This is a genomic window from Streptomyces sp. NPDC054961, assembly GCF_053609145.1.
Window position 1 is genome coordinate 1 of sequence record NZ_JBSGWY010000030.1, and the last position, 12,419, is coordinate 12,419.

The 12,419-nt window shown below is 74.4% G+C and carries 12 protein-coding genes; 5 read left to right on the forward strand and 7 right to left on the reverse strand.

Annotation, left to right across the window (positions count from 1 at the left end; genetic code table 11):
- Positions 1 to 302 precede the first annotated feature (302 nt).
- A complete protein-coding gene (locus ACWF9Z_RS24700; protein WP_453605266.1) occupies positions 303 to 929 on the forward strand; it encodes a class F sortase in 627 nt (208 codons plus the stop codon).
- Between the two features lie 30 nt (positions 930 to 959).
- Here ACWF9Z_RS24700 and ACWF9Z_RS24705 read toward each other — a convergent pair whose 3' ends face one another.
- Positions 960 to 1,544 carry a helix-turn-helix domain-containing protein gene (locus ACWF9Z_RS24705; RefSeq protein WP_453605267.1) on the reverse strand — a complete coding sequence of 195 codons (585 nt, stop codon included), beginning with the start codon at positions 1,542 to 1,544 and terminating at the stop codon, positions 960 to 962.
- 140 nt (positions 1,545 to 1,684) lie between these two features.
- On the opposite strand from ACWF9Z_RS24705, the gene ACWF9Z_RS24710 reads away from it, so the two are divergent.
- Positions 1,685 to 3,079: an MFS transporter gene (locus ACWF9Z_RS24710; protein ID WP_453605269.1), complete on the forward strand. Its 1,395-nt coding sequence runs from the start codon at positions 1,685 to 1,687 to the stop codon at positions 3,077 to 3,079.
- Between the two features lie 73 nt (positions 3,080 to 3,152).
- Here ACWF9Z_RS24710 and ACWF9Z_RS24715 read toward each other — a convergent pair whose 3' ends face one another.
- The 4 genes from ACWF9Z_RS24715 to ACWF9Z_RS24730 are packed head-to-tail and all read right to left on the reverse strand — an operon-like array spanning position 3,153 to position 6,611.
- Entirely contained in the window at positions 3,153 to 4,139 is a 987-nt protein-coding gene (locus ACWF9Z_RS24715; RefSeq protein WP_453605270.1) for a class I SAM-dependent methyltransferase, read from the reverse strand.
- Between the two features lie 21 nt (positions 4,140 to 4,160).
- Positions 4,161 to 4,937, reverse strand: a complete 777-nt coding sequence (locus tag ACWF9Z_RS24720) for a sulfite exporter TauE/SafE family protein (protein ID WP_453605272.1) — start codon at positions 4,935 to 4,937, stop codon at positions 4,161 to 4,163.
- 37 nt (positions 4,938 to 4,974) lie between these two features.
- On the reverse strand, positions 4,975 to 5,268 hold the full coding sequence (locus tag ACWF9Z_RS24725; RefSeq protein WP_453605274.1) for a hypothetical protein: 294 nt from the start codon (positions 5,266 to 5,268) through the stop codon (positions 4,975 to 4,977).
- Positions 5,269 to 5,315: 47 nt separating this feature from the next.
- A complete protein-coding gene (locus tag ACWF9Z_RS24730) occupies positions 5,316 to 6,611 on the reverse strand; it encodes a ferredoxin reductase family protein (RefSeq protein ID WP_453605276.1) in 1,296 nt (431 codons plus the stop codon).
- A 168-nt stretch (positions 6,612 to 6,779) separates the two neighbouring features.
- On the opposite strand from ACWF9Z_RS24730, the gene ACWF9Z_RS24735 reads away from it, so the two are divergent.
- Genes ACWF9Z_RS24735 through nirD form a run of 3 tightly spaced genes read left to right on the forward strand, consistent with a single transcriptional unit; the run spans position 6,780 to position 11,070 of the window.
- Positions 6,780 to 8,183 (forward strand): NAD(P)/FAD-dependent oxidoreductase, encoded by a 1,404-nt coding sequence (locus tag ACWF9Z_RS24735; RefSeq protein ID WP_453605278.1) that lies wholly within the window; start codon positions 6,780 to 6,782, stop codon positions 8,181 to 8,183.
- Positions 8,184 to 8,185: 2 nt separating this feature from the next.
- Positions 8,186 to 10,738: a nitrite reductase large subunit NirB gene (gene nirB / locus ACWF9Z_RS24740; protein WP_453605279.1), complete on the forward strand. Its 2,553-nt coding sequence runs from the start codon at positions 8,186 to 8,188 to the stop codon at positions 10,736 to 10,738.
- Positions 10,735 to 11,070, forward strand: a complete 336-nt coding sequence (gene nirD, locus ACWF9Z_RS24745) for a nitrite reductase small subunit NirD (protein WP_453605280.1) — start codon at positions 10,735 to 10,737, stop codon at positions 11,068 to 11,070. Before nirB ends, nirD begins: the two co-directional genes overlap by 4 nt.
- Positions 11,071 to 11,072: 2 nt before the next feature.
- Here the strand turns inward: nirD and ACWF9Z_RS24750 are convergent, their stop codons facing one another.
- Positions 11,073 to 11,480: a VOC family protein gene (locus ACWF9Z_RS24750; protein ID WP_453605282.1), complete on the reverse strand. Its 408-nt coding sequence runs from the start codon at positions 11,478 to 11,480 to the stop codon at positions 11,073 to 11,075.
- Positions 11,481 to 11,632: 152 nt separating this feature from the next.
- Complete coding sequence (locus ACWF9Z_RS24755) at positions 11,633 to 12,121, reverse strand: group III truncated hemoglobin (protein ID WP_453605284.1); 489 nt, start codon at positions 12,119 to 12,121, stop codon at positions 11,633 to 11,635.
- Positions 12,122 to 12,419 lie beyond the last annotated feature (298 nt).

The following is a 12,419-nucleotide window of genomic DNA, read 5'->3' on the forward strand; positions in this document are numbered from 1 at the left end:
CAGGCCCCTGCGCCACCGGGGTCGGGCGGGCCCACCCCCACCACCCCCCCCCCCCTTCACCCGCGGGGCGGGGGGGGGGGGCGGGGCGGCGCCCCCCCTCGGCGGTACCTGGCTCCTGCGTCGCCGGGCGAGCGGCACGCGGAGCTGACGGACGCCCACCGCGGCTCCGGCCGCGGTCCGACCGGTACCGTCCCCCGTCGCCCGCCCCGCGAGGTCCCCCCCGTTCGCGGGGCCGGGCGACGGCCCGTCACCACGACGGCAGCGGCAACAGCAACGACAGCGCGACGGCAAGGGGGCCTCGCATGGGCATGGACGCAAGCCTGGCCCGCCGCGGCGGGCTCGTCGCCCTCGCCGTCTGCATCGGCGTCTGGCTCGTCGGCAGCGGTTCCCGTGAGCCGGTCCGGCCGCCGCTGCCCTCCCCCGGCGAGGCCCTGAGCGCCCAGGCCCAGTATCCCGGTGCCATCGCCGCGCTCCCCGGATCCCCGCCGACCCGCATCCGGATCCCCTCGATCCGGGTGGACGCCCCCCTGACCGGGCTGGGCCTGCAGTCCGACGGCAGCCTGCAGGTGCCGCCGCCCGCCCGCCGGGACCTGGCGGGCTGGTACCGCGACGGGACCACCCCGGGCGCCACCGGCACCGCGGTCGTCGCCGGTCACGTGGACGACGCCACCGGCCCGGCGGTCTTCTACCACCTCGGGGCGCTGCACCGCGGCGCCCTGATCGAGATCACCCGCGAGGACGGGAGCACGGCCGTGTTCACGGTCCACGCGGTCGAGGTCTACGACGCCAAGGCCTTCCCCGACTCCCGCGTGTACGGCACGTCGCCGCGCGCCGAGCTCCGCGTCATCACCTGCGGCGGGGGCTTCTCCCCGCGCACCGGCTACCGGGGCAACGTGGTCGTCTTCGCCCATCTCACGGGCACGTACTGACCCTTCCGCTCCCGCCCGGACCGCGAAACACTAGGTCCGTTCCTGCGCCGACGGGCCCGTGCGGACGACCGCCTGGTCGCCCCGGGGACCGAACAGGTGCAGGATCTCCACCGCGTTCGCGTCGGCGGGCCCGAACCAGTGGGGTTCGCTCGTGTCGAACTCGGCCACCTCGCCCGGCCGGAGGGTGAACGTGCGCTCCCCGATGACGAGGCGGAGCTCGCCCGCGAGCACGTAGAGCCATTCGTACCCGGCGTGGGTGACGAGCTTCGGTTCGCGGTACGAGAGCACCTGCTTGAACACCTGGACCCGGCCCGGGTATTGCGTCAGGGGCACCAGCACGCTTCCCCGCTCCCGGCGGAGGGGTTTCAGGTGCACGCGGGGGTCGCCGGTGACCGGCGCCGACACCAGCTGGTCCAGGGCGACGCGGTGGGCGCGCGCCAGCGGGATGAGCAGTTCGAGCGCCGGACGCCGCTTGCCCGACTCCAGCCGCGACAGGGTGCTCACGGAGATCCCGGTGTCCTGAGCGAGCGCCTCGAGGGTGAGTCCGCGGTCGCGGCGCAGGGCGCGGAGCCGTGGTCCGATGCCGTCGAGCGTCCGGGCGAGTTCGGGGTCCATGCGGACCATTTTGCAGGATCGGCAAATTCTCTGGGCCGCGGCCGGCGCCGGATCCGAGCATGGGCCTGCGGAGAAGAACGGCGTACGGCGGACGGCGGGGACCGGAGGCCGGACGCGCCCCCCGACCGAAGGCGGACCCAGTGACCACGACCCTTGCGGCTCCTGCCGTGCCCGCGCCGCGTACGCGCCGACGGTGGACGGTCCTGGCCGTCTGCGCGCTGAGCATGTTCCTCGTCGGCGTGGACACCACCATCGTCAACGTGGGCCTGCCCGTGATCGGGCGCGGCCTGGACGCGGGCACGCACGGTCTGGAATGGGTCGTGGACGCCTACACCGTGGTCCTGGCCAGCCTCCTCATCGTCTCGGGCGCCCTCGCGGACCGCTTCGGGCGCCGCCGCGTCTTCCGGTGCGGGCTGGTCCTCTTCGGCGCCGCCTCCCTGGTCTGCGCGCTGGCTCCGTCGCTCGGCGTCCTCGTCGCGGCGCGCGCCGTCCAGGGCGTCGGGGCCTCGATGCTGAGCCCGGTGGCCCTGGCGATCGTCGTGAACGTGATGCCCGACCCGCGGGAGCGGGCCCGCGCGATCGGCGTGTGGGCGTCGGTCTTCGGGCTCAGCATGGCCGCGGGCCCGGTGATCGGCGGGGCCCTCGTCGGGGCCTTCGGCTGGCGTTCGGTGTTCTGGATCAACGCGCCGGTCATCGTCGCCGCGCTCGTCCTGATCGCGGTCTTCGTGCCGGAGTCCCGCGGCCGCGCCCGACGGCTCGACCTGCCCGGCCAGGTGCTCCTCACGGCGGCCCTGTGCGTCTCGGTCGGCGTCCTCATCGAAGGGCCCCGCATCGGCTGGACCTCGGTCCCGGCCCTGGGCTGCTCCACGGCCGCCGGGCTGGCGACGGCCGGATTCGTCCGGGTCGAACTGCGCCGGAGCGAACCTCTGATGGACCTCGGGCTCTTCCGGCGGCCCCCCTTCGCCTCGGCGGCCCTGGGCGCCGTGGCGCTGTTCGCCGCGCTCAGCGTGACCCTCCTGCTCAACACCCTCTACCTTCAGGAAGCCCGCGGCTGGACCCCGCTCGCGGCGGGGACGGCGACGCTGCCCATGGCGCTCGGGGCCACCGTGTGCGCACCGTGGTCCGGCAGCCTGGTGGGCCGCCTCGGGCCGGTGCGGCCGCTCGTCCTCGCGGGCGCCTTCACGGCCGCCGGCGGGCTCTGCCTGGTCGGCCTGGGGCCGGACACGAGCGTCCTGCTGCTCCTGTCGTCCTACCTGTTCATCGGCATCGGGTTCGGCTTCGCCAACGCGCCGCTCACCCATACGGCTGTCAACGGCCTGCCCGCGTCCCGGGCGGGCGTGGCCGGGGCGATCACCTCCACCGCGCGCCAGATCGGCTCGGCGGTCGGCATCGCCGTCGCCGGGGGGCTGGTCGCGGGCGTCGGCCCGGACGGCCTCGCCCGCGCGACCCGTCCCGGATGGCTGCTCGTGACGGCCTGCGGACTGTTCCTGTTCCTCGTGGCGCGGGCCTCCCGGCCGAAGGACCCCGCTGCCTGATCCCTGCGACCCGGCGGCGGCCGGGTCCGCTCCCCTCCGGCGCCGGGTCCACGACCCCGCGCGCCGGCAGGCCTCAGGGGGCGGCGGCGACGACGGCCTCGGCGCCGCCGGGCCGCCCGGAGCCCGGCAGCCCGCGGGGGTCCGGGCCCTCCGCGCCCACCAGCCGGCCGGCGGAGCTCCCGAGGGCCTGCCGGAGCGGTTCCTCCAGGTACGGCCGGATGCCGAGGAGGGGACGCACGTCCGTGCGGAGGGGGCGGGAGGGCCCCTGGGGCGCGAGGACCAGCGGCCGGATGCCCGGTACGGTCGCGGCGCGCAGCAGGGTTTCGTCCGAGTGGGCGCGGCGGGCGGAGGTCACCCCGTCGTGGCGGGCGAGCGGATCGCTCGTCCGGGTGCGGTGGAACATCCAGGCGGCGACGGGCGCCATCCGGGTGGCGGCGATGTCGAAGTGGCAGAAGGCGAGCGCCGGTGAGTCGGCCTGGGCTTCGAAGAACTCCGCGAGCGCGGGGCCGCGCAGGTGGTGCAGCAGGCCGGAGGAGACGTAGACGGTGGCGACCTCCGCGAGGTCGAAGGCGTTGCCGTGGACGAACCGGCAGTCGAGCCCCTCGGCGCGGGCCAGCCGGTCGGCCTCGGCGACGAGCGCGCCGTTCAGGTCGGCCCCGACGAGTTCGACGCCCGGCCCCAGCGCGCCGGTGGCCGCGAGCCGCCGTACGAGGTGGCCGGGCCCGCAGCCGATGTCGACGAGGCGGAAGCGGCCGCGGCGGCCCGCGATCTCGCGGATGGTCTCGAACAGCGGTCCGAGCACCTCCACCAGCCGTTCGGCGGTGCCCAGTTCCTCGTCGAGCCGCTGCGTCGCGGCGTGGACGCCGATCAGCAGGCGGTCCACGGCGAGCGGGTCGAGCACGTCGTCGGGTCCGGCCGGAAGTCCGGCGGCGATGCGGGCCGCGTGCCGGTCCCCGCACGCGTCGAGCGCGCGGACCACGTCACTTCGGCGCACCGGCAGCCGGGCGCCGCTGCGCGGGTCGAAGACGGCGATCAGATCGACTATTTCGAGGTGGGGCACGTCCGGAACCCTACGCCCAGGTCAGCCCCACTGTTCGAGACCCAGCTTGATGACCAGGGCCCCGACGACCGTGAGGAGGACGCCGCGGACGAACCCGGTCCCCTTGCGCAGGGCCATCGCGGCTCCGATCATGGCGCCGGCGAGGTTGAACACCGCCATCAGGGCGGCCAGTTGCCACAGCACCATGCCCTGGTACGCGAACATCGCGAGCGCCCCGGCGTTGGTGCACACGTTGACGATCTTCGCGGTGGCGGAGGCGGTGACCAGGTCCAGGTGGAGCAGTGCCGTCAGGGCCAGGACGAGGAAGGTGCCGGTGCCGGGCCCGATGAGGCCGTCGTAGAAGCCGATGCCGAGGCCGGCCAGGGCGATGGTGAGCAGCACCCGCTGCCTGCTGACGGGCGAGGCGCCGGGGGCCGTTCCGAAGGCGGGACGGAAGACGACGAAGCCCGCGACCACCACCAGCACGGCCATGATCAGCGGGCGCAGCGCGTCCTTGCTGATCCCGCCGGCCAGCGCGGCCCCGCCCATCGATCCGGCGAGGGCGGCCAGGCCGATGCGGACGGCGAGTTTCACGTCCACCCGGGTCTTGCGCAGGTACGTCACGGCGGCGCCCGCTGTGCCGACGATGGCCACGGCCTTGTTGGTGCCGAGGACGGTGGCGGGGTGGGCGTGCGGCAGTCCGAGCAGCAGGGCGGGCAGGAGCAGCAGGCCCCCGCCGCCCACGACGGCGTCGATCCAACCGGCCGCGGCGGCGGCCACGCACAGAGTGACGATCATGGTCGTCGGTATGTCAGGCACGGACCCGACCCTATGGAGCGGTTGGGTGCACTGGCCATCAATCCCCGGAAACTTGCGCAAAGGTTGAGCTTTGCCGGGCCGGCGCCCGGTCCGGGGCCACCGGGGAGGCCGGGTCCACCGCCGCCGTCAGCACGGTCGCGGCCAGCACGCTGGCCAGCCCGAGCCCGGCCGCGAGGCGCCGGGCGGGCGGTACGGAGGCCAGTGCGGCCCGGACGGCGTGCGCCGGCGAGGTGCGGGGCCTGCGGTGGCGGGCGGCGGCCCGGGGCACGGCCGACGGCCCCGCCCCGGCTCTCACGGACACGGGCAGGGCGACGTGCAGCGGGTGACGCATGATGCGGCGACCTCTCGGGATCGGAAGGCTGGGGAGCCCGGGCACGGTCAGGAGCTGAAGCACTCGCTGTGGATGCGGCCGGCCGGCACCCCGGCCCGCAGCAGCGCGGTCCGGGTGGCCTCCGCCATCCCGGGCGGCCCGCACAGGTACACGTCGTGCTCCGCCAGGTCCGGCACCAGCGCGGTGAGCGCCTGGGGTGCCAGCGGATCGTAGGCGGCGCCCGACGGCCCGAGCAGGTAGTGCAGCCCCGCCCGCCGTTCGGCGGCGATGGCCTCCAGCTCGGAGCGCAGGACGAGCTGCTCCTCGCCCCCGGCCCGGTAGAGCAGGGTGATGTCCCCGGGCCCGCCGGGCAGGGTCTCGAAGAGCGTCCGCATCGGGGTGATGCCGACCCCGCCGGCGATCAGGAGCACCTTGGACCGGGTGCGCCGGGCGGCGGTGAGCGCGCCGAAGGGCCCGGTGGCGATGACCCGGGTGCCGGGCCGCAGCCGCCGGATCCGGCGGGAGTGGCCGCCCAGGGCCTTCACGGTGATGCGCAGGGTGTCCCCGCGGACCGGCGCCGACAGCGAGAACGGCAGCGCGGTGTGCCAGAGCCTGCGCTGCAGGAAGCGCCAGCGCAGGTACTGCCCCGGCTCGGCGCGCAGCTCCGCGAGGTGCTCCCCGTAGACGACGACGGAGACCACTCCGGGGCCCTCGACGTGGACCCCGGCGACCCGCAGCGCGTGCCGCAGGGCCTGGCGGACGGGGACCACGGCGCGGTACCAGACGAGCAGGACGGCGACGACGGCGTGCGCGAGGGCCCAGAACCAGGCGACGGGGCCCAGGTCGGGTCCGGCGAGCTGGTGGCCGAAGGCGAGGGCGGCGGCGAGGTAGACGAGCAGGTGCACCCCGCGCCAGGTCTCGTGCGGGACCCGTCGGCGTACGGAGCGGGCGGAGGTGACGCCGACGGCGGCCAGGAGGACGCTGCCCGCCACCGCGGCGGCCACGGCCGGGTAGCCGAGCAGCTCCCGGACGGCGGAGAGCACGTCGACGCCTTCGTGGACGGCGTAGCCGCAGAGCGCGAGGAGTCCGTGGCCGAAACAGAGCAGCAGGACGTGGCGGCCGCCCCGCGCGTGCCAGCGGGCGAGCCGGTCGGCGCCGACCCCGTGCTCCACGGCGGGGACCCGGGCCATCAGGAACAGCAGGACGAGGACCCCGTACCCGGCGAACAGGCCGGACAGGTGGGCGGCGGTCGCGAACAGGGCGTCGAGCCGGGCCGAGGGACGCACCTGGGCCGCCCACAGCAGGGCCACGACCCCCGCTCCGCCCAGCATCCCGCCCTTGACCCGCACCGCCGCATCTCGCATACGGGCCACGCTAAGGGCGGTCCGGAGGGCTCCCCGGTCCTCCGGATGATCCTTAAGGCGGCCTTGAGGAACGCCTCACGGGCCCTTAACCCGCGCGCTGAGGTCGGCGTTCCGTCAGGGAAACAGAGGCGGTGCCGTGGGGAAACAGCGGCCGCGCACTCTCATGTCATGACCTCGAAAAAGCAGCGCGTGGTGGTGATCGGCGCCGGGCTCGCGGGCCTGCGGCTCGCCGCCCGGCTGGGCGGGGACGTGTGCGTCCTCGGCGAGGAGCCGCACGTCCCGTACAACCGGGTGCTCCTGGCGGAGGTACTGGCGGGCCGCTACGCGCCGGAGGTCACGGCCCTGCCGGCCGCGGGCCCGGCGCTGCGCCGCGGCGTGCGGGCGGTGCGGATCGACCGGGCGGAGCAGGTCGTGCACTGCGACGACGGAACGGTCGAACCGTACGACCGGCTGGTGCTGGCCACCGGGTCGAACCCGGTCCTGCCGCCCCTGCGGGGCCTGTTCGCACCCGAGGGGCGCGAACTCCCCCACGGGGTGCACGCGTTCCGCACCATGGACGACTGCCTGGCCCTGTCGGAGGCCGTACGGCCCGGCGTGCGCGCGGTGGTGATCGGCGGCGGCCTCCTCGGCGTCTCGGCGGCCCGCGCCCTCGCCGAGCGCGGCGCCCAGGTGGTCCTGACCCAGCAGGGCGAGCGCCTGATGGAGCGCCAGCTCGACGCGGACGCCTCCGCCCTGCTGCACGCGCACCTGACCTCGATGGGCATCGAGATCCACACGGAATGCCGCGTCCGGGGCCTGGCCACGGCCCCCGCGGGTCCGCTGCCGGGGGCCGGCCGGAACCCGGCTCCGTCCGGGGGCCTCCCCGGACGCGTTCCGGGAACGCGGGAGGCACGGGTCCGGGCGGAGCCCGCGGGCCCCCGCCGGGCCACCGGCGTCGAACTCGCCGACGGCTACCGCCTCGACGCCGACCTCGTCGTCCTCGCCTGCGGCGTGCGGCCCCGCACCGGCCTCGCGCTGGCGGCCGGCCTCGACGTCCGCACCGGCGTCGTCGTCGACGACCGGCTGTGCACCAGCGACCCCCGCATCCACGCCATCGGCGACTGCGCCGAGCACGCGGGCCGGGTCTACGGCCTGGCCGGGCCCGCCCTGGAACAGGCCGAGGCGCTCGCCAAGGTCCTTCTCGGCACCGGCCGGGGCCTCGGCGTCCCTCCGGAGACCACCACGGTCCAGGACGCCGGCCAGGACCCGGGCGGCGCCGCCCCGTCCCCCTACACCGGCACCCGGGCCCTGACCCGCCTCACCCTCACCGCCGCGGACACCGGCGGCCGCCCCCTCGACCTCGCCGCCTTCGGCGAGACCACCCCGCTCCCCGGCGACGACGTGGTCCGGCTCACCGACGCCACCCGCCGCACCTACCGCAAGGTCGTCGTCCGCGGCGACCGCCTCGTCGGCGGGGTCCTGCTCGGCGAACTCTCCAGCGTGGGCGCCCTCGCCCGGGGCTGGGAGGACGACTGCTCGCTCGACACCGCGACCGACGTGTACCACCTGCTCACCGACGACGGAGGCTCCTGATCATGGCCGCAGCCACGCCCACGCCCACTCCCGCCATCGTGCTCATCGGCCACGGCATGGTCGGCCAGCGCTACCTGGAGGCGCTCGCCGAGCTCGGTGCCACCGCCACGCACCGGATCACCGTGCTCTGCGAGGAGCCCCGGCCCGCCTACGACCGCGTGCACCTGACCTCGTACTTCTCCGGGAGCACCCCCGAGGACCTGTCGATGACCCCGGCCTCCTTCATGGCGGAGCACGGGATCACCCTCCACCTCGACGACCCCGCCGAGACCATCGACCGGGACGCCCGCACCGTCACCTCCCGCTCGGGGCGCGTGATCCCGTACGACGTGCTCGTCCTGGCGACCGGCAGCTACCCCTTCGTGCCGCCCGTCCCCGGCAAGGACGCCCCGGGCTGTTTCGTCTACCGCACCATCGAGGACCTCCTCGCGATCGAGGAGTACGCCAAGACCCGGACCTCGGGCGCCGTCGTCGGCGGCGGACTGCTCGGGCTGGAGGCCGCCGGCGCGCTCCAGGGCCTCGGGCTCGCCACCCGCGTCGTGGAGTTCGCGCCCCGCCTGATGCCCGTCCAGGTCGACGAGGGCGGCGGAGCGGCCCTGCTGCGCACCATCGAGAACATGGGACTCACCGTCCACACCGGGGTCGGCACCCAGGAGGTCGTCACCGGCGAGGACGGCTCGGTCAGCGGCATGAAGCTGTCGGACGGTTCCGTCGTCCCCGCCGACCTGGTCGTCTTCTCCGCCGGCGTCCGCCCCCGCGACCAGCTCGCCCGCGCGTCCGGCCTGAGCGTGGGCGAGCGCGGGGGCATCGCCGTCGACGCCCGCTGCCGCACCTCCGACCCGCACGTCTACGCCATCGGCGAGTGCGCACTGGCCGCCGACGGCCGCGTCTACGGCCTGGTCGCCCCCGGGTACGAGATGGCCGAGACGGCCGCCGAGGACCTGCTGGGCCGCGAGAAGGAGTTCACCGGGGCCGACCTCTCCACCAAGCTCAAGCTGCTCGGCGTGGACGTGGCCTCCTTCGGCGACGCGCACGGCGCCACCGAGGGCAGCCTGGACGTCGTCTACTCCGACTCCCGCTCCGGGGTCTACAAGAAGGTGGTCGTCTCCGCCGAGGGCGTGCTGCTCGGCGGCGTCCTGGTCGGTGACGCCGACTCCTACGGCCTGCTGCGCCCCCTCACCGGCTCCGTCCCGCCCGTCACCCCCGAGCAGCTGGTGCTGCCCGCCGGGGCCGGGGCGCCGGTGTCGCTCGGCCCGGCCTCGCTGCCCGACACGGCGGTGATCTGCTCCTGCCACAACGTCACCAAGAAGGCCATCACCGCCTGCGCGACCCTGCCCGAGGTGAAGAAGTGCACCAAGGCGGGCACCGGTTGCGGCAGCTGCCTCAAGGTGATCGGCCAGCTGCTGCCGGCCGCCGCCGACAAGGGCCTGTGCGGCTGCTTCCCCTTCACCCGGGCCGAGCTGTACGAGATCGTCCGCACCCTGCGCGTGACCTCGTTCGAGCAGTTCCTCGACAGCCACGGCCGGGAGAGCGCCCGGGGAGGCGAGGGATGCGAGGTCTGCAAGCCGGCCTTCGGCTCGGTCATCGCCTCGCTCGCCGCCACCCTCGGCGCGAGCGGCTACGTCCTGGACCGTGAACAGGCCGCCCTCCAGGACACCAACGACCACTTCCTCGCGAACCTGCAGCGCAACGGCTCGTACTCGGTGGTCCCGCGCATTCCCGGCGGCGAGATCACCCCCGACAAGCTCATCGTGATCGGCGAGGTGGCCCGCGACTTCGGGCTCTACACGAAGATCACCGGAGGCCAGCGCATCGACCTCTTCGGCGCGAGCGTGGACCAGCTCCCGCAGATCTGGGCCCGGCTCGTCGACGCCGGATTCGAGTCCGGGCACGCCTACGGCAAGGCCCTGCGGACGGTGAAGTCCTGCGTGGGCCAGACCTGGTGCCGCTACGGGGTCCAGGACTCCGTGCGCATGGCCATCGACCTGGAGCTGCGCTACCGGGGCCTGCGCGCCCCGCACAAGCTGAAGTCGGCGGTATCCGGCTGCGCCCGCGAGTGCGCGGAGGCCCAGAGCAAGGACTTCGGGGTCATCGCCACGGCGAGCGGCTGGAACCTCTACGTCGGCGGCAACGGCGGAGCCACCCCGCGCCACGCCGACCTGCTGGCCCAGGACCTGTCCGACGCCGAACTGATCCGGCTCATCGACCGGTTCCTGATGTTCTACATCCGCACCGCCGACCGGCTGGAGCGCACGTCCACCTGGCTGGAGCGGCTCGAGGGGGGCCTCGACCACCTGCGGGACGTGGTCGTGCACGACTCGCTCGGACTGTGCGCGGAGCTGGAGTCGCTGATGGCGGACCACGTGGCGCACTACCGGGACGAGTGGGCCGAGACGCTGGACGACCCGGAGCGGCTGCGCCGGTTCGTGTCCTTCGTCAACGCGCCCGGCGCCCCCGACCCGACCGTGAAGTTCGTCCCCGAGCGCGACCAGGTCAAGCCCGACCTGACCATCCTGACCCTCGAGCCCGTTGGATCCCTGGGAGGTACCCGATGACCGTCGAACTGCAGGTGGCCGAAGGCTGGCTGACGGTGTGCGAGCTGTCCGCACTGGTGCCGGGGCGCGGGGTCGCGGCCCTGCTGCCGGACGGGAGCCAGGCCGCGGTGTTCGTCGACCGCAAGGGGCGCGCGTACGCCATCGGCAACCGCGATCCCTTCACCGGGGCGCACGTGCTCTCGCGCGGGCTGGTCGGTTCGGCGGCCGGGCGGGCCTTCGTGGCCTCGCCGCTGCTCAAGCAGCGCTTCGACCTGGAGTCGGGGCGCTGCCTGGACGACGACGAGGTGACGGTCCGTACGTTCCCGGTGCGGACCGCCGCGACCTCGGCCTGAGCTCAGGACTGGACCATCGCCGGGTCCATCCACATGATCTCCCAGGTGTGGCCGTCGAGGTCGTCGAAGGCGCGGCCGTACATGACGCCGTGGTCCTGCGCGGGGCGGGGTTCGGTGGCCCCGCCCGCCACGGCCCCGTCGACGAGCTCGTCGACCTTGTCCCGGCTCTCGGCGCTCAGGCAGAGCAGGACCTCGGAGGTCTTGGCGGAGTCGGCGATCTCCTTGTGCGTGAACTCCTTGTAGCGGGCCTCGGTGAGGAGCATGGCGACGATCGTGTCGCTGATGACCATGGAGGCGCAGTTCTCGTCGGTGAACTGGGCGTTGAAGGAGTAGCCGAGCTTCCCCCAGAAGGTCTTGCTGGCCTCGAGGTCCTTGACCGGCAGGTTGACGAAGATCATGGTGGCGGACATCTCGGTCCCTCTTCTCTCGGTGCGCTCCGGGTGCTCCCGTTGCTTTCGAGGGGTAGACCGGGCTTCCCGGCGGAACTCATCTCTCCCGGCGAAAGTTTTTCGAGATTCTTTCGTCGCGCGCGAACCCGCAGGTCAGACGGGGTCGGCCGGCGTCAGGTGAGAGAGTGGAGCCGCAGGGCGGCCAGCGGGACGAAGCCGAGCCCGTCCCCGCCCTCCCCCGAGACCTCCACGCCGTTGAGCCGCTTGTGCAGGGTCAGCGCGATCCGCTCGCCCATCGCCTTGGCGCGCTCGGCGTTCGGCCCCGCGTGCAGTCCGTCGATCGTGGCGCGCCACAGCTGCACCCAGCGGCCGAAGTCCTCGGCGGTCATCTCGCGGGCCGAGTGGAGGGCGGCGTGCGGGGCGAAGGCGTTGCGCCGGTAGTCGGCGGTGCGGAACAGGGCCCGCTCCCAGAAGTCGGTGATCCGGGGCAGGTGCACGTCGAGGTCGGTGCCGGCGATCTCGGTGAAGAACGGCCCGATCCCCGGGTCGGCGAAGGCGGCCGTGTAGAAGCGGCGCAGCACGACGTCGAGGTCGGCGCGGCCGGAGAGGTCGGCGCGCCCGGCGCGGCCGGAGAGGCCGGCTTCGGCGGGGACGGGAGTCATGGGACCACCATCCTCCCGCACCCGCGTCCTCCCCAGGGCTGAAAGTCCCGCAATACGTCACCGCGGAGGATCCGTATCCCCGGACCCGTCCGATTGTCGAACAGGTGCACGCAATGCGACCGCGCGTAGGCGCTCCGCTACGAGGAGTTCCGGATAGCGCACCGATATCCCGAAATTCCTCCTCCGGGATTCCCTCGATCCGTCGGCGCCCTGCCATTCGAAATAGACATCATGTCAACCGGCGCGCTCCGCCGGGTTCGGCGGCCGTGCCCCGGCGGGGGGGGGGGGGCGCGGGGGG

Coding starts and splice junctions, on each gene's coding strand:
- ACWF9Z_RS24700 (WP_453605266.1), top strand. CDS start 303: ATGGGCATGGACGCAAGCCTGGCCCGCCGCGGCGGGCTCGTCGCCCTC.
- ACWF9Z_RS24705 (WP_453605267.1), bottom strand. CDS start 1,544: ATGGACCCCGAACTCGCCCGGACGCTCGACGGCATCGGACCACGGCTC.
- ACWF9Z_RS24725 (WP_453605274.1), bottom strand. CDS start 5,268: ATGCGTCACCCGCTGCACGTCGCCCTGCCCGTGTCCGTGAGAGCCGGG.
- ACWF9Z_RS24730 (WP_453605276.1), bottom strand. CDS start 6,611: ATGCGAGATGCGGCGGTGCGGGTCAAGGGCGGGATGCTGGGCGGAGCG.
- ACWF9Z_RS24735 (WP_453605278.1), top strand. CDS start 6,780: ATGACCTCGAAAAAGCAGCGCGTGGTGGTGATCGGCGCCGGGCTCGCG.
- nirB (WP_453605279.1), top strand. CDS start 8,186: ATGGCCGCAGCCACGCCCACGCCCACTCCCGCCATCGTGCTCATCGGC.
- nirD (WP_453605280.1), top strand. CDS start 10,735: ATGACCGTCGAACTGCAGGTGGCCGAAGGCTGGCTGACGGTGTGCGAG.
- ACWF9Z_RS24750 (WP_453605282.1), bottom strand. CDS start 11,480: ATGTCCGCCACCATGATCTTCGTCAACCTGCCGGTCAAGGACCTCGAG.
- ACWF9Z_RS24755 (WP_453605284.1), bottom strand. CDS start 12,121: ATGACTCCCGTCCCCGCCGAAGCCGGCCTCTCCGGCCGCGCCGGGCGC.